The sequence below is a fragment of the Pelomonas lactea genome (genome assembly GCF_043555885.1).
Taxonomy (GTDB): Bacteria; Pseudomonadota; Gammaproteobacteria; order Burkholderiales; family Burkholderiaceae_C; genus Pelomonas; species Pelomonas lactea.
Window position 1 is genome coordinate 1 of record NZ_JBIGHX010000007.1, and the last position, 15,704, is coordinate 15,704.

The following is a 15,704-nucleotide window of genomic DNA, read 5'->3' on the forward strand; positions in this document are numbered from 1 at the left end:
GCCCCGGCGGGCGACCTACTTTCTTGTGCGGACAAGAAAGTAGGCAAAGAAACCGCCCCTGCAAAACCGGCCCTGCGGGCTGCCTTGCGATGCTCGGAACCCAGGGCCGCGGCGAACTCGCGCCGCTGCGCTCTGCTCAAACAGGCGCCGCGAGTCAGTTCTTGAAGTGCGCTTCGCGCACGCCCTGGGTTCCTGCGCTTCTCAGCGGTTTTGAAGGGGAACCCCGAAACAGCCAACCCCAACAGCCAAAAGCCAAACCCGCCAGCCGGCTGGCGCCGGCTGTTCGGTATGGCCCCTTGAGCACCGCCGAGCAACACAAGCCCCGAAGCCCGCGAGCGCAGCTCGCCTCGACCACTGACTCACGACGACTGTCCGAGCAGAGCGTAGCGGCGCGAGTTCGGCGTGGGGCTTCGGGGCTTGTGTTGCTCGGGCACCCGAGCGAAGCGAGGGCGGTGCGGTCGGGGCGAGCTTTTTGCCTACTTTTTGGCGGCCCAAAAAGTAGGTCGCCCGCCGGGGCGAAATCCCGGCACCACACGCTGCGGAACACCAGCGCCCCGAGACAAGCGCACCACGCGCCCGAGAAATGATCACGAAGAACCTCCACCCCGCCGCCAAAGAGCCCACCTGGATCAACTACTGGGGCTGGGGCTCGGGCGACGTGCTCGGCGCCGGCGCCCAGGCCGTCATCACCGGCTGGCTGTTCTATTTCTTCACCACCTTCTGCGGCCTCAGCGCCGTCGAAGCAGGCCTGATCCTCGGTCTGCCGAGGCTGCTCGAAGCCATCACCTGCCCGCTGATCGGCTACGTGTCCGACAACCTGCGCCACACCTGGGTGGGCCGCAAGATCGGCCGGCGCAAGGTCTTCCTGCTCATCACCATCCCGCTGCTGCCCAGCTTCGCGCTGATCTTCCGCACCGGGCACACGTTCACCTACTACCTGCTCGCGTTCATCTTCTTCGAGCTGCTGTACACGATGTTTCTCATCCCCTGGGAAACGCTGGCGGCCGAGATGACCAAGGACTATCGCGCCAAGGCCAAGTTCGCCGGCGCGCGCATGATCATTGCGCAGGGCTCGGCCATCCTGGCCTCCTACCTGCCCACGCTGCTGATCAACCAGTTCGGCGGCAAGGACTCGCCCGACACCTTCTTCTGGATGGCGGCCATCTTCGGCGTCGCGTTCTCGCTGGTCGTCACCATCGTCGTGCTGACGAGCTGGGAGCGCCCCTACGGCACGCGCGAGCAGGCCGTCCTGTCGCAGACCTACGGCGGCGTCACGCTGAAGGCCGCGCTGCTGATCCCGGTGAAGATGTTCCGCGACCTGTTCTCGACGCTGAAGATCCGCGCCTTCCGCCAGCACCTGTCCATCTACCTCGGCGGCTACCTGTCGCAGGACATCTTCAACAGCGCCTTCGCCTTCTTCGTGGCCACCGTGCTGATGGGGGCCACGCTGGCCATCTCGCAGCTGATGACGGTCATGTACGTGGCCCAGCTGGTGTCCGTCATGGTGGCCATCCAGATCGTCATCCGCACCGGTCCCGTGCTGGCCTACCGGCTGGCGGCCTCGATGTTCGGCGCGGCACTGATGCTGTACCTGGTGTTCTACCTGGCACGCCCCGAGGGCTTCGCCGACAGCTTCAAGGCACTGGGCACCAACCTGTTCGGGGCGCTCAACCCCACGCAGCCCGGCTTCTCGGCCAGCCTCGTGTTCTGGCTGTTCGTGCCCATCATCCTCGCGGGCCTGGGCCGCGGCACGCTGAACTTCGTGCCCTGGTCGGTCTACAACTACCTGCCGGACGTCGACGAGGCCGTCACCGGCCAGCGCCGCGAGGGCATCTTTGCCGGCGTCATGACGCTGGTGCGCAAGCTCGCGCAGAGCGGCGCCATCATGGCCAGCGGCTGGATCATCGACCTGGGCGGCTACATCCGCACCAAGCCGGGCGAGGTCGTCGTGCAGAGCCCCGAGGCCATCCAGACCGTCACCGCGCTGATGGTGGGCGGACCGCTGCTGATGCTGGTGCTGGGCGCGCTCGCGTCGTGGAGCTTCCGCCTCAACGCCGGCACGCATGCCGTGCTGGTGCACGAGGTGGAACGCCTGCGCAACGGCGCGACCGAGGCCGAGAGCGACGAGAACCGCCGGATCGTCGAGGACCTGACCGGCTGGCGCTACGACCAGCTGTGGGGCCGCGGCAGCGGCCACGCGGCCGACTCGACGCTGCACCTGCCGCAGAACAACCCTGCACGCTCCTGAGCCGACGACCACCATGAAGCTCCTGCTCCTCGCCGCCAGCCTGCTGGCCACGCCCGCCTGGGCGGCCGACACGCTGCGCTTCAACTTCGACGGCCAGCCGGCGCCGGGTGACGTGGCCGTGCAGGCCGACACCGCCTACAGCCGCGAGCGCGGCCACGGCTTCGAGGCCAGCGATGCGCGCAACGCGGCCGGCCTGCCCTACTTCTTCTCGGTGGACCTGCCCGAAGGCAACTACCGCGTCACCGCCACGCTGGGCGCCGCCGCCGCCAGCGACACGACGATCAAGGCCGAGCTTCGCCGCCTGCAGCTGGACAGCATCAAGCTGCCCGCCGGCGCCAGCGAGACGCGCACCTTCATCGTCAACGTGCGCACCGCCAACATCGCCGCAGCGCCCGGCGTGGAGGCGGGTCGCGTGAAGCTGAAGGAGCGCGAGATCGCCAGCGAGGCCTGGGCCTGGGACCGCCGTCTGACGCTGGAACTCAACGGTGCCCAACCGGCGCTGCGCCGCCTGGCCATCGAGCCCATCTCCGTGCCCACGGTCTACCTGCTGGGCGACTCCACGGTGGCCGACCAATCCGGCGAGCCCTACGCCAGCTGGGGCCAGATGCTCACCAGCCTGTTCAAGCCGACGGTGGCCGTGTCCAACCACGCCGAGTCGGGCGAGACCTTCCGCGACTCGCTGGCGCGCCGGCGCATCGACAAGATCCTGTCCACGCTGCAGCCCGGCGACACGGTGCTGCTGCAGTTCGGCCACAACGACCAGAAGCAGCAGAAGGACGGCAGCGGCAACGCCGAGACCTACAAGGCCGAGCTGCGCACGCACGCCGAACGCATCCTGGCGCGCGGCGGCGTGCCGGTCGTCGTGTCGTCGATGGAGCGGCGCAACTTCGATGCGGCCACGGGCAAGCTCAAGCCCAGCCTGACCGAGTACGCCAGCGCGGCCCGCTCGGTGGCACAGGACATGAAGCTGGCCTTCATCGACCTCAACGCGATGAGCATCCAGTTCTACGAAGCGCTGGGGCCGGAGCGCTCGCAGCTGGCCCACCCGATGAACAACGGCAAGCTCGACAACACCCACCACAACAACTACGGCGCCATGCAGTTGGCGCGTTTGGTGGCGCTGGGCCTGCGGGAAGCCCGGGTGCCGGTGGCGGCGCAGCTGCGGGATGATCTGGGTGCCATCTCGGCGGCACAGCCGCCTGCGCCGGAGCAGTTCCGCGTCGCGGTCAGCCCCGGCTTCACCCAACTCCGACCACTCGGCGACTGATGAAGTCTCACCTGCTTGCCTTGGCGCTGGCCTGCGCCACGCTCACCCACGCGCCTGTCACCGTCGCCGCGCCGCGCGCGGAGGCCCTCACCGCGCAGGGCTTCTCGCCCGCGCGGCTGAAGCGCCTGGACGCCGCCATCGACGAGCAGATCGCCGCGAAGCAGCTCGCCGGTGGCGTGATGGCCGTGCTGCGCGACGGCCAGCCCGTCGTCTTCAAGGCCTACGGCCTGCGGGACGTCGAGAACGCGCAGCCGATGCGCACGGACACCATCTTCCGCATCGCGTCCATGACCAAGGCGTTGACGACGGTGGCGGCCATGATCCTGTACGAGGAAGGCCGCTTCCTGCTGAAGGACCCGGTGGCGCGCTACCTGCCGGCGTTCGACAACGCGCAGGTGGCGCTGCCGGGCGGCGGCACCGAGAAGGCCCGCCGCCCGCTGACCATCCACGACCTGCTGACCCACACCGCCGGCATGAGCTACGGCCCGGGCCCCGCCAAGGCGGCCTACGACGCCGCAGGCATGAAGGACTGGTACCTCGTCGGCAACGACGAGACCCTGGCGCAGTGGACCGACCGCTTCGCCGCGCTGCCGCTGCAGAGCCAGCCGGGCGAGCAGTTCATCTACGGCTACGCGACCGACGTGCTGGGCCGGCTCGTGGAGGTCGTCTCCGGCCAGCCGCTGGACCAGTTCATCAAGCAGCGCATCACCGACCCGCTGCGCATGCCTGACACCGGCTTCGCCGTGCCGCCCGAGAAGGTGGCGCGGCTGGCCAATGTCTACGGCCTGGAGGGCGGCCAGCTCAAGCTGTTCGAGACGCCGGCGAAGAGCGACTTCGTCAACGGCCCGCGCAAGCTGCTGTCCGGCGGCGCCGGCATGGTGAGCACGGCGGGCGACTACACGCGCTTCCTGCAGATGCTGCTGAACAAGGGGCAGCTGGACGGCCAGCGCATCCTCGCGCCCAAGACCGTCGAGCTGATGACGGCCGACCATCTCGCCGACAAGTCGCGCGGCGACGCCGACGGCTTCGGCCTGGGCTTCTGGGTCAACGTGAAGGCGGGCGGCTTCAAGGAGCTGGGCAGCGAGGGCGCGTTCGGCTGGGGCAGCGCCTACTTCCCGCAGTACACGGTGGACCCGAAGGAGCGCCTCGTCATCCTGCTGATGACGCAGCTGCGCCCGGCCGGCAACTCGACACTGAACCTGCGCGTGCGCAGCCTGACCTACCAGGCGCTCATCAAATAGGCCGAGCGCGCCGCGCGAGGTTCCTTTCGGCCATCGCAAGCACGGTGTTGCCGCGCTGGCGGGGACGCGCCGTTGACGCGCGAGCAGCACCCGCCAAACGCTCACCCGGTTGAGTACACGTGAAGACAAGCCCTGCCTAGAGTCCGCTCCGGTCCGCGGCAACGCCCGCCGGCCGTGAAAAACGACACGACACCAGGAGACTTCATGAACCCGACAAGCTCGCGCCCGCACTGGGCGCGCGGGCTGGCCGCCGGTGTGCTCGCTGCGGCGATCTCACCCGCGGCACTGGCCGCCTTCAGCATCACCACCGTCCACGACAACAACAATGCAGCCCGGCCGCAGTACGTCATCGACACCGATGCCGGCCTCGTGTTCAAGGTGCGTGCGTGGGACAACGGTGCCAGCACCACGTCCGCCGGCGACCTCTCCAGCATGGTCTACAACGGCGTGGAATACGCCGATCCGGCCCGCGGCACGCAGCTGAACTCCGGCGCCGACTGGCTCTACAACGGCGTGGGCGCCGTGGCCGTGAAGGCCGAGCTGGTGAACGCCAACGGCAGCGTCGTGCCGGCCGCGACGACCAACGGCGGCGTGGTCACCGGCGACGCCTACATCCGCGTCACGCTGACCGTGAACAGCCTCAAAGGCGGTGTGCTGACGCACTACTACCTCGTGAAGAAAGGCGAGTCCAACATCCACATGGGCACGCACTTCACCGAGCAGCCCGACGTGCACGGCCTGGTGCGCTTCATCGCGCGCATCCCCATCGCCAAGCTGCCCAATGGCGGCCCGGCCCACGCGGCCGGCGGCCTGGTCACCTACGGCGGCGACAGCTACTGGGCCGAAGACCTGCGCGGCACCAATGCCGCCATCGAGGCCAGCGACGTGTTCGGCTTCCCGACCACCGATGCGCGCTACGGCCAGTCGCGCTCCAAGCACTACGCCAACCGCCGCCTGAAGGACTGGCAGTTCCTTGGCGGCACCGGCCCCGGCGTTGGCATCTGGTTCTGGCGCGACAACAACGAGGGCGGCTCCAGCGGCCCCTTCTACCGCAGCCTGCTGCAACAGATCACCAGCACGCACAACGAGCTGACCTACATGGTCAATTACGGCGAGGCGCAGATCGAGCCCTTCCGCCTGAACGTGCTGAACACGTACACGATGATCTTCAACGACGGCAGCGCGCCGACGGCGCGGCCGGACACCAGTTGGTACGCCAACCTGGGCCTGGTGGGTTACGTGCCGCCGCTGGGCCGTGGCGGCGTGACCGTCGCGGGCCTGAGCGGCCGCGTGGCTGGCGTGCCCTACACGGTGGGCTTCGCCAACGCACAGGCGCAGTACTGGGTGGACGCCGACCCGGTGGACGGCCACTTCACGGCCGACGGCATGCTGCCCGGCACGTACACGATGACGGTCTACAAGGGCGAGCTCGCCGTGCAGACCGTGCCCGTGACGGTGACGGCCAACACCAGCTACGCGCTGAACACCGTGGCCATCACGGCCGACCCCGAGGCGACGCCCGCGCTGTGGCGCATTGGCCGCTGGGACGGCACGCCGCAGGAGTTCATCAACGGCGACAAGCTGACCTTCATGCACCCGAGCGACGTGCGCATGTCGCCCTGGACGGTTGCCCCCTTCGTCATCGGCCAGTCTCAAGCCGCGACGCAGTGGCCGGCCTACCAGTGGAAGGACGTGAACAACGGCCTGCAGGTGCGCTTCACGCTCAGGCGCGGGCAGAACACGGCGCCGCTACGGCTGCGCATCGGCATCACGGCCGACTACAACAGCGCCCGCCCGCAGGTCAGCGTCAACAGCTGGAGCTCGGCCATCCCCAGCGCGCCGCCCAAGGTCTCGCGCAACGTGACGGTGGGCACATATCGCGGCTTCAACCGCACCTACACGTTCGACATCCCGGCCGCGCAGCTGGTTGTCGGCACCAACGTGCTGACCATCAACACCGTCAGCGGCACGGCCGGCGCGGGCTTCCTGAGCCCGGCGCTGTCGTTCGACGCCATCGACCTCGTTTCAGCAAACTGAAAGAACAAGTCATGAACAACCAGAAGTTCATTCCCCTGCTGGCAACGCTGATCGCCGCACCCGCGATGGCCGCCGTCGTGCAGACCACCGGCGCCGGCAGCGCCACGCCCGGCACCGCGCACCTGAGCTATGCGGCCGACTTCGAGGCCAACACGACGCTGGCCAGCCCCTGGGTCGAAGGCGGCCTGCTGTTCACGCACACGGGCCTGGCCAACGACAACGCCGGCTGCGGCTACGCCGGGGTGGAGTGCGTGGCCCCGGGCCAGCCCTACAGCGAGGCCTTCTCGGGCAACTACTTCGCCACGGCAGGCACCAACGCCTACCTGGCCATCCGCAGCCTCGGCGCCCGGCTGCACGGCATCGAGTTCGCGGTGGACTCGGGCTATCCGGCCATCCACCTGCTGTGGCAGACCTGGCTGGACGGCGTACTGACCGGCAGCGGCAAGGTATCGCTGGGCGCGGCGGGCATCGGCGATGTACTGGGGCTGAGCGACGCCGCGGGCTTCAGCGAGGTGCGCGTCTACGCGTTCGACAGCGCCAGCGACAACAGCGGCTACAGCGCGCCGGCCATCGACAGCGTGAGGGCGTTCACGATTGCCGAGCCAGGGTCGTTGGCGTTGGCCGCGTTGGCTGGTGTGGGGGTGGCGGGGGTGCGCCGGCGTCGGCACCGATGACGACCTGGCGCTGCACGCCGAGTGCGGTGCCGGGAATTCGCCCCGGCGGGCGACCTACTTTCTGGACCGCCAGAAAGTAGGCAAAGCGCTCCACCCGACCGCACCGCCCGCCGCTTCGCTGCGGGTTCCCTGCGCTGCTCAGGCCTTGAGGGGCCGCGCAAAACTCGCGCCGCTACGCTCTGCTCAAACAGTTGCGCGGAGTCAGTTGTCGAAGCGCTCTTCGCGCTCGCCCTCAAGTCCTTGCGCTGCTCGGCGGTGCTAAAGGGGGCATACCGAACAGCCGCATCAGACGGTTTGCGGGCTTGGCTGTTGGGCTGTTGGGCTGTTGGGCTGTTGGGCTGTTGGGGTTCGGCTGTTCCATCACTCCCCTTCTAAACCGCCGAGAAGCGCAGAAGCCCAGGGCGCGTGCGCAGCACGCTTCAACATCCGACTCCGCACGGCTGTCTGAGCGCAGCGTAGCGGAGCGAGTTCCGGGCGGGCCCTGGGTTTCGAGCATCGCAGGGGAGCCCGCAGGGCCGGTTTTGCAGGGGCGACTTTTTGCCTTCTTTTTGGTCGCTCAAAAAGAAGGTCGCCCGCCGGGGCGGCGTCCCGGCATGGGCCTCTCGCGTCAACCCACCCGAGCCGCATCCTGCCAGGCGTCCCGGTAGGCGCGCCAGCCAGCATGGTGCCAAGCTTTGACGGGCGCGCCCGCCGACTGGGCCTCACGGCCCCAGGCATCCAGCAGCCAGGCGCCGCAGGTCGTGCCGCTGCCGTCATCCGACACCACAACCTCTCGCCCGTCGGCCAGCCCCGCCAGCAGCGGGCCGAACCACGGGTTGGCCGTGAACGCACCTTCAACGACGACCCGGCCGCTGGCGCCCAGCGCATCCAGGCAGTGGTCGGTCATCAACGCCACGTACAGCGTGGCCAGCGCGGCGCGCTCCGCATCCGTCGCTGGCACGGTGCCCACGACGCGCCCGGCCTGCCCCGCAAACGGCCCGCCGGTCTCCGCAAAACACGGCAGCGCCATCGTCTGCCGTGCAACCAGCCGCTCGATGTCCGCGGCCGTGAACGGCGCCGGGCGCTCGCCCGCCAGGGCGCCGAACTCGCGCCCGCCCATGAAGCGCATGCAGGGCACGGCGTCGCCGAAGACGTTGCAGTTGGCCAGCATGTCCTGCGCCTCGACCAGCGGCCGGGTCGCCGAGCCCAGCGCCGCGGCGATGACCCAGGTGCCGGTGGACAACACCGTGCAGGGCCCGCTCTGTTGCAGCGTCAGCAGATGGCGCAGCAGCGACGCGTTGCTGTCGTGGATGCCGCAGACGATCTCGCAGTCGGCGGGCAGCCCGGTGTCGGCCGCCAGCTCGGGCCGCAGCGTGCCCAGCCGCGCCCAGGCGTCGCGCCGCTCGGGGAACAGACGCTCCCAGCCGGCACGTTCGACCAGGCTGGAGAAGCCGCCGCCGGCGGGGCGCCACAGGTCGGTGTGGCAGCCCAGCGAGGTGACCTCGCTGGCCGCCACGCCGCACAGCCGCCAGGCCCAGTACTGCGGGTACATCAGCACCTGCTTCGCCCGCGCGAACTCGGCCGGGAAGCGCGCAGCCAGCCAGTCCAGCTGGCGGCCGAGGTTCAGGCCCGCCGGCAGCTGCGGCGAGCCGCTCTCGTCGAAGGCCGGACGCAGCGCGGCGTAACGCGCCGCATCGGCCGCATCACCCGGCACATGCTCATAGTCCAGCACCGGCAGCACGAGGCCGGCGTCGTCCACCAGCGCCGCCGTGGCGCCATGCGTGACCGGCACGATGGCGCGGATGTGCGCCAGCGCCGACAGCTCGCGCAGCTGGCCCAGCATCCAGGCCCACAGCCGCTCGGTGTCGTGGTGCGGGTAAGGCGCCTCGCTGCGCACGGTGTTGGGCGTGCGCGCCTCGGCCAGCGTCTTGCCGTCGCCGTCGATGAGGGTCAGCTTGGCATTGGTCTTGCCGATGTCCAGGACAACCGTGCCAGGGATCAAAGCGCTCAAGAGTTCAGCCCTGCGTGACGGTGGTAAGTGCCCGACTCCAGCACGGCCGCATAGTCATGCGAACTCATGGCCGAAGCCTCCACCACGCGAGGGTCCACGGCTTCCGGTTCCACGGTGATGACGCGCACGCCGTAGTGCTCCAGCAGCTGCACCGCGCTGTCGGAGGCACCGGTGTCGGTGATGACGGTGGACACGCGGTTCAGCCCGCACAGCACCAGCCCGGCCTTGCGCTGGAACTTGGAGCTGTCCACCAGCACGACGAGTTCCTCGGCCTGGCCAATCAATCGCTTCTCGGCCTGGATCAGCAGCGGGTCGGCTTCCATCAGGCCCAGGATGGACAGGCCGTAGACGCCCATGAACATCTTGGCCGCGTAGTGGTGCTGGGCCACGTCGTTCTCGAACGGGCTCAGGATGACGTTCTGCTCGCGGTAGACCTTGCCGCCGGGCAGGATGATCTCGTTGTCGCTGGTGACGAGCAGGCGCTCAGCCATCAGAAACGAATTGGTGAGAATCTTGAGTTGTTTCTCGACGAGAAACTCCGCCATCATGAACGTGGTGGTGCCGCCGTTGATGATGATGGTTTCACCGTTATTGCACATGGAGGTTGCATAACGGGCGATGGCGCGTTTTGCCGCAGTATTTTGCTGCGCGTTGTTTTGAAAAGTCTCGCTGCTTAGCGTATATGACTTTTTCTTTTGCTCCAGCCGCTGCGCACCGCCTCGCGTGCGGGTCAGCTGGTTTTTAGCAGCCAGCCAGGAAATATCCCGGCGCACCGTCGCGGCCGAGGCCGACAACCATTCCATCAGCTGCTGAACGCTGGCGTGCTCACGCTCGTCCAGCAGTTTGAGCAGACGCTTGTGCCTTTTGTGATTGATCATGGAAGCCACCTAGTTCTCGGGCGCCCTCCTGCAGCGGCGGCGACCGTTGTCTCTTGGGAGTTGCCCGACCTCTTGGGGTGGGCATCGCTTTGCCGGATGGCACCGTCGTCGGCACCCTCTCGGGTCACGCCTCGGGCTGTTGGCCCCAGGGCGCCGTCGCCATGTTGCAGTGCGATCAAGATCGCTCAGATCGCAAGTGAAACACAGTTCCGAAAGCAGATTACGTCAATCCCAAGACAGGGTCAATCAGCAAACGATCATGGCCGTGAGCGTTTCGTGAGCGGCACCGCCGCGGTGCGCGCTTTCGCTCATCCTTTTGATTTCCTGACGACGCGTCGCGCCGCCGCGGGTGTTTCGGCTCACACTGCGGCCCGTTTCCACCATGGACAACCCGCCGACGACGGGTACCGGGCCGCCGCGAGCCCCCGGGCAACGAATACGACTGAAACCAGGCAAGCTGATGACTGCAAATTCCCAAACTCCCGCGCAAACCCCGATCGTTTCCAAGTGGGACGACGCCGTGGCGGCGACTCTTAGCGAACCCGAACTGCTGCTGTATCGCTCCAACCTGCTGGGTTCGGATTTGCGCGTGACGAATTTCGGTGGCGGCAATACCTCGGCCAAGGTCACGATGCGCGACCACCTGACCGGCGACGACGTGCAGGTGCTGTGGGTCAAGGGCTCGGGCGGCGACCTGGGCTCCATCAAGCTGGATGGTTTCTCCACGCTCTACATGGACAAGCTGAATGCGCTGAAGAAGCGTTATCGCGGCCTGGAGCATGAAGACGAGATGGTGGACTACCTGCCGCACTGCACGTTCAACCTGAACCCGCGTGCCGCGAGTATCGATACCCCCCTGCACGCCTACATCCCGAAGGCGCATGTGGACCACATGCACCCGGACGCCATCATCGCCATCGCCGCCTGCGCCGACAGCAAGCGCTTGACCGAGGTGATCTTCGGCGGTCAGCTGGGCTGGCTGCCCTGGCAGCGCCCCGGCTACGACCTGGGCCTGAAGCTCGAAGCGCTGGCCACGTCGCAGCCGAACCTGAAGGGCATCATCCTGGAAGGCCACGGCCTCTTCACCTGGGGTGACACCGCCAAGAGCTGCTACGAGATCACGCTGGAGATGATCCGCCTGGCCGAGCAGTGGCTGGGCGAGAACGTCAAGCAGCCGGTGTTCGGCGGCGTCAAGACCATCACGCTGCCCGCCGAGCAGCGCGCCGCCATCGCCGCCCAGCTGATGCCCGCGCTGCGCGGCCGCATCAGCGCCGGCGAGCGCAAGCTGGGCGACTTCAACGACAGCGCCGCCGTGCTGCAGTTCGTCGCCAGCAACGACCTGGCCGCGCTCGCCGCCCTGGGCACCTCCTGCCCCGACCACTTCCTGCGCACCAAGATCCGCCCGCTGGTGCTGGACTTCGACCCGGCCAAGCCCGATGTCGACGCGCTGCTGGCCGGCCTGGACAAGGCGCTGGAAGACTACCGCGCCGACTACACGGCCTACTACGAGCGCTGCAAGCGCGCCAACAGCCCGGCCGTGCGTGACGCCAACCCCGTCATCTACCTGATCCCCGGCGTCGGCATGCTGTCCTTCGCCAAGGACAAGGCCACCGCCCGCATCGCCGGCGAGTTCTACATCAACGCCATCAACGTGATGCGTGGTGCGAACGGCGTCGACAAGTACGTCGGCCTGCCCGAGCAGGAAGCCTTCGACATCGAGTACTGGCTGCTCGAAGAAGCCAAGCTGCAGCGCATGCCCAAGCCCAAGAGCCTGGCCGGCCGCGTGGCCCTGGTCACCGGCGGCGCCGGTGGCATCGGCCAGGCCGTCGCCCGCCAGCTGCTGCAGGAAGGTGCCTGCGTGATGCTGACCGACATCGACGCCGGCGCGCTGGCCGAAGCCCACGCCAACCTCGTGAAGGTGGCCGGCAAGGACAGCGTCGCCACCGTGCAAGGCAACATCACCTCCGAGAAGGAAGTGGAGGCCGTGCTGTCGGCCACCGCGCTGCGCTTCGGCGGCCTGGACATCCTCGTGTCCAACGCCGGCATCGCCTCGGCCGCCCCGCTGGAAGACACGACGCTGGAAATCTGGCAACGCAACCAGGACATCCTGGTGACCGGCTACTTCCTGGTCGGCCGTGGCGCCTTCCGCCTGATGAAGCAGCAGAAGATCGGCGGCTCCATGGTGTTCGTCGCCAGCAAGAACGGCCTGGTCGCCTCCGCCGGCGCGTCCGCCTACTGCACGGCCAAGGCCGCTGAAATCCACCTGGCCCGCTGCATCGCGCTGGAAGGCGCGGCCATCGGCGTGCGCGTCAACGTCGTCAACCCCGACGCCGTCATCCGCGGCTCGCGCATCTGGGACGGCAAGTGGAAGGAAGAGCGTGCCGCGTCCAACAAGATCGACAGCGACAACATCGAAGAGTTCTACCGCCAGCGCAGCATGCTCAAGCTCAGTGTGCTGCCGGAGGACATCGCCGAGGCGGTGTACTTCATGGCCAGCGACAAGTCCGGCAAGAGCACGGGTAACGTGCTGAACGTGGACGCCGGCAACGCCGCAGCGTTTACTCGTTGATCGGGCCCAGGAGACTCTCATGACCAAGTACATCATCGACGCCGGCCAGGTCGAGCAGCACAACGCCAAGCTGCGCGCCGAGCTGCAGGCCGACTACGACGCACTGGGCGGCATGCTGGCCCGCCGCGGCGTGGACATCGAGGCGCTGACCGCCAAGGCCCAGACCTTCGGCGTGGCCGTGCCCTCCTGGGGCGCCGGCACCGGCGGCACGCGCTTTGCGCGCTTCCCCGGCAAGGGCGAGCCCCGTGACGTGACCGAGAAGCTGGAAGACTGCGCCGTCATCAACCAGCTCACGCGCGCCACGCCGGCCGTGTCGCTGCACTTTCCGTGGGACAAGCCCAGCGACCCGAAGGCGCTGCGCCAGCAGGCCGACGAGCTGGGCCTGGGCTTCGACGCCGTCAACAGCAACACCTTCCAGGACCAGGCGGGCCAGGCCCACACCTACAAGTTCGGCAGCCTGACCTCCACGAGCCAGGCCTCCCGCGAGCAGGCTGTCCAGCACAACATCGACTGCATCGAGCTGGGCAAGACGCTGGGCTCCAAGGGCCTGACGGTGTGGGTGGGCGACGGCGCCAACTTCCCCGGCCAGAGCAACCTGCGCGGCGCGCTGGAGCGCTACATCGACTCTGCCCGCGGCATCTACGCCGCGCTGCCGGACGACTGGCTGATGTACATCGAGCACAAGCTGTTCGAGCCGGCGTTCTACTGCAGCGTCATCGCCGACTGGGGCACCAGCTTTGCCGTGGCGCAGACGCTGGGCCCGAAGGCCAAGTGCCTGGTGGACCTGGGCCACCACGCGCCCAACACCAACATCGAGATGATCGTGGCCCGCCTGGCGCAGTTCGGCAAGCTGGGCGGCTTCCACTTCAACGACAGCAAGTACGGCGACGACGACCTGGACTCGGGCTCCATCGACCCGTTCCAGCTGTTCCTCGTCTTCAACGAGCTGGCCGATGCCACGCTGCGTGACGGCACCTTCAGCCCGGCCTACATGCTGGACCAGTCGCACAACGTGACCGACCCCATCGAGAGCCTGATGAGCAGCGCCGTCGAGGTGCAGCGCGCCTTCGTGCAGGCCGCGCTGGTGGACCGCGCCGCGCTGGCCGGCTTCCAGGAAGGCAACGACGTGCTGCAGGCCGCGCAGACGCTGAAGAAGGCCTTCCGCACCGACGTGAGCCCCGTCCTCGCGATGGCCCGCCTGCGTTCGGGCGGCGCGATCGACCCGGTCGCAGCCTACCGCGCCAGCGGCTACCGCGAGCAGGTCGCCGTCAAGCGTCCGCCCAAGGCTGGCGCTTCGGGTTCCGGCATCGTCTGAGGAAGAAGACACCCACAGGGCCACAGGCGCACGGAGACACAGAGAGACCGGTTTTCTCTGTGACTCCGTGTCTCTGTGGCTTGTTCCTTTCTTGAGCTGGCGATCAGGCGCAACGGATGAACGCTCATGACTTCGGCGCACGCGGTGACGGCATCACGCTCGACACGCGCGCCCTGCAGGCGGCCATCGATGCCGCGGCGCTGCGGCGTGCAGAGTTGCGCCTGAGCCCCGGCGTCTACCTGACAGGCGCCCTCTTCCTGAAGACCGGCATGACGCTGCGGCTGGACCGCGGTGCCACAATGCTGGGCTCGCGCGACCTGTCTGACTACCCGCTGCTGCCCACCCGCGTCGCCGGCATCGAGATGCGCTGGCCGGCGGCCCTCGTCAACATCTACGGCGAGCACGACGTGGCCCTCACCGGCGAAGGCTGCATCGACGGCGACGGCCAGGTCTTCTGGGACAGCTACTGGGCGCTGCGCGCCAGCTACGAGCCGCGCGGCCTGCGCTGGGCCTCCGACTACGACTGCCAGCGCCCGCGGCTCATCCAGGTTTATGCATCGTCCCGCGTCACCCTTGGCGACGGGCTGCTGCTGCGCCGCTCCGGCTTCTGGACGCTGCACCTCTGCTACAGCGAGGACATCAGCGTCGACGGCATCACCATCCGCAACAACGACGAGGCGCGCGGCCCATCGACGGACGGCATCGACATCGACTCCTGCCGCCGCGTGACCGTCCGCCACGCCGACATCGCCGTCAACGACGATGCCCTCTGCCTGAAGGCCGGCCGCGACGCCGACGGCCTGCGCGTGGCGCGCCCCTGCGAGGACATCACCATCAGCGACTGCATCGTCCGCGACGGCGCCGCCGGCCTCACCTTCGGCAGCGAGACCTCGGGCGGCTTCAGGCGCATCACCGCCCAGCGCATCGACGTGCATGCCCCGGTACCCGTGGGGCTGCTGTTCAAGAGCGCGCCGACGCGCGGCGGCTTCATCGACGGCGTGTTCATCAGCGGCCTGAGCCTTCACGACGTGCCGGTCGCGATGCGCGCGACGATGAACTGGAACCCGGCCTACAGCCGCGCCCACATCCCCGACGCCGAGCGCGCGCATGCGCCGGCGCACTGGCTGGCGCTGGCCGCGCCAGTGTCGCCGGCGCAAGGGCGCACGCAGGTCCGCGGCGTGACGATCAACGGGCTGCGCGCCCGTGGCGCCGAGGTCGCCTTCGAGGTGGATGCCGACAGCCACGCGCCGCTGAGCGACTTCCGCTTCACCGACCTGGACCTGCAGGCCCGCCGCGGCGGGCATGTGCTGGACGCGCTGGGCTGGCGCTTCGCGAACTGCAGGCTGCAGCTGGGCACGCCCATCGCGCTGGGGCCCGGGGCGGCGCTGGCGGGCCTGAGCACGGAACACTGGTCCGTCGACCCCGCGCTGCAGCGCCGCGATGTGTCAAGCCGCCCCATGGCCGAACAAGACGTTCTCTAGGAGA

Annotated in this window: 10 protein-coding genes; 8 read left to right on the top strand and 2 right to left on the bottom strand. The window is 68.3% G+C overall.

All coding sequences use genetic code 11. The features are described from left to right. Positions 1-583 precede the first annotated feature (583 nt). The 5 genes from ACG04Q_RS18225 (at position 584) to ACG04Q_RS18245 (ending at position 7,467) form a co-directional block, all read left to right on the top strand. Positions 584-2,248 carry an MFS transporter gene (locus ACG04Q_RS18225; RefSeq protein ID WP_394512599.1) on the top strand — a complete coding sequence of 555 codons (1,665 nt, stop codon included), beginning with the start codon at positions 584-586 and terminating at the stop codon, positions 2,246-2,248. Between the two features lie 13 nt (positions 2,249-2,261). Continuing rightward, positions 2,262-3,515, top strand: a complete 1,254-nt coding sequence (locus ACG04Q_RS18230) for a rhamnogalacturonan acetylesterase (protein WP_394512601.1) — start codon at positions 2,262-2,264, stop codon at positions 3,513-3,515. Further along, positions 3,515-4,756 carry a serine hydrolase domain-containing protein gene (locus ACG04Q_RS18235; protein ID WP_394512603.1) on the top strand — a complete coding sequence of 414 codons (1,242 nt, stop codon included), beginning with the start codon at positions 3,515-3,517 and terminating at the stop codon, positions 4,754-4,756. The genes ACG04Q_RS18230 and ACG04Q_RS18235 overlap by 1 nt, the downstream gene beginning before the upstream one ends. Positions 4,757-4,960: 204 nt before the next feature. Next, on the top strand, positions 4,961-6,793 hold the full coding sequence (locus ACG04Q_RS18240; protein ID WP_394512605.1) for a rhamnogalacturonan lyase B N-terminal domain-containing protein: 1,833 nt from the start codon (positions 4,961-4,963) through the stop codon (positions 6,791-6,793). A gap of 11 nt (positions 6,794-6,804) precedes the next feature. Continuing rightward, positions 6,805-7,467: a hypothetical protein gene (locus ACG04Q_RS18245; protein WP_394512607.1), complete on the top strand. Its 663-nt coding sequence runs from the start codon at positions 6,805-6,807 to the stop codon at positions 7,465-7,467. Between the two features lie 607 nt (positions 7,468-8,074). Here ACG04Q_RS18245 and ACG04Q_RS18250 read toward each other — a convergent pair. Next, positions 8,075-9,457, bottom strand: a complete 1,383-nt coding sequence (locus ACG04Q_RS18250; RefSeq protein ID WP_394512609.1) for an FGGY-family carbohydrate kinase — start codon at positions 9,455-9,457, stop codon at positions 8,075-8,077. Further along, positions 9,454-10,335, bottom strand: coding sequence for a DeoR/GlpR family DNA-binding transcription regulator (locus ACG04Q_RS18255; protein WP_394512611.1), 882 nt, complete (start codon positions 10,333-10,335; stop codon positions 9,454-9,456). The genes ACG04Q_RS18250 and ACG04Q_RS18255 overlap by 4 nt, the downstream gene beginning before the upstream one ends. 460 nt (positions 10,336-10,795) lie before the next feature. Here ACG04Q_RS18255 and ACG04Q_RS18260 point away from each other — a divergent pair, with 460 nt between their 5' ends. The 3 genes from ACG04Q_RS18260 to ACG04Q_RS18270 all read left to right on the top strand — a co-directional run bounded on the left by ACG04Q_RS18260 (position 10,796) and on the right by ACG04Q_RS18270 (position 15,700). Beyond that, positions 10,796-12,904 (top strand): bifunctional rhamnulose-1-phosphate aldolase/short-chain dehydrogenase, encoded by a 2,109-nt coding sequence (locus ACG04Q_RS18260; RefSeq protein ID WP_394512613.1) that lies wholly within the window; start codon positions 10,796-10,798, stop codon positions 12,902-12,904. Between the two features lie 19 nt (positions 12,905-12,923). After that, positions 12,924-14,219, top strand: coding sequence for an L-rhamnose catabolism isomerase (rhaI, locus tag ACG04Q_RS18265; RefSeq protein ID WP_394512615.1), 1,296 nt, complete (start codon positions 12,924-12,926; stop codon positions 14,217-14,219). Positions 14,220-14,335: 116 nt separating this feature from the next. Next, positions 14,336-15,700, top strand: coding sequence for a glycoside hydrolase family 28 protein (locus ACG04Q_RS18270; protein ID WP_394512617.1), 1,365 nt, complete (start codon positions 14,336-14,338; stop codon positions 15,698-15,700). Positions 15,701-15,704 lie beyond the last annotated feature (4 nt).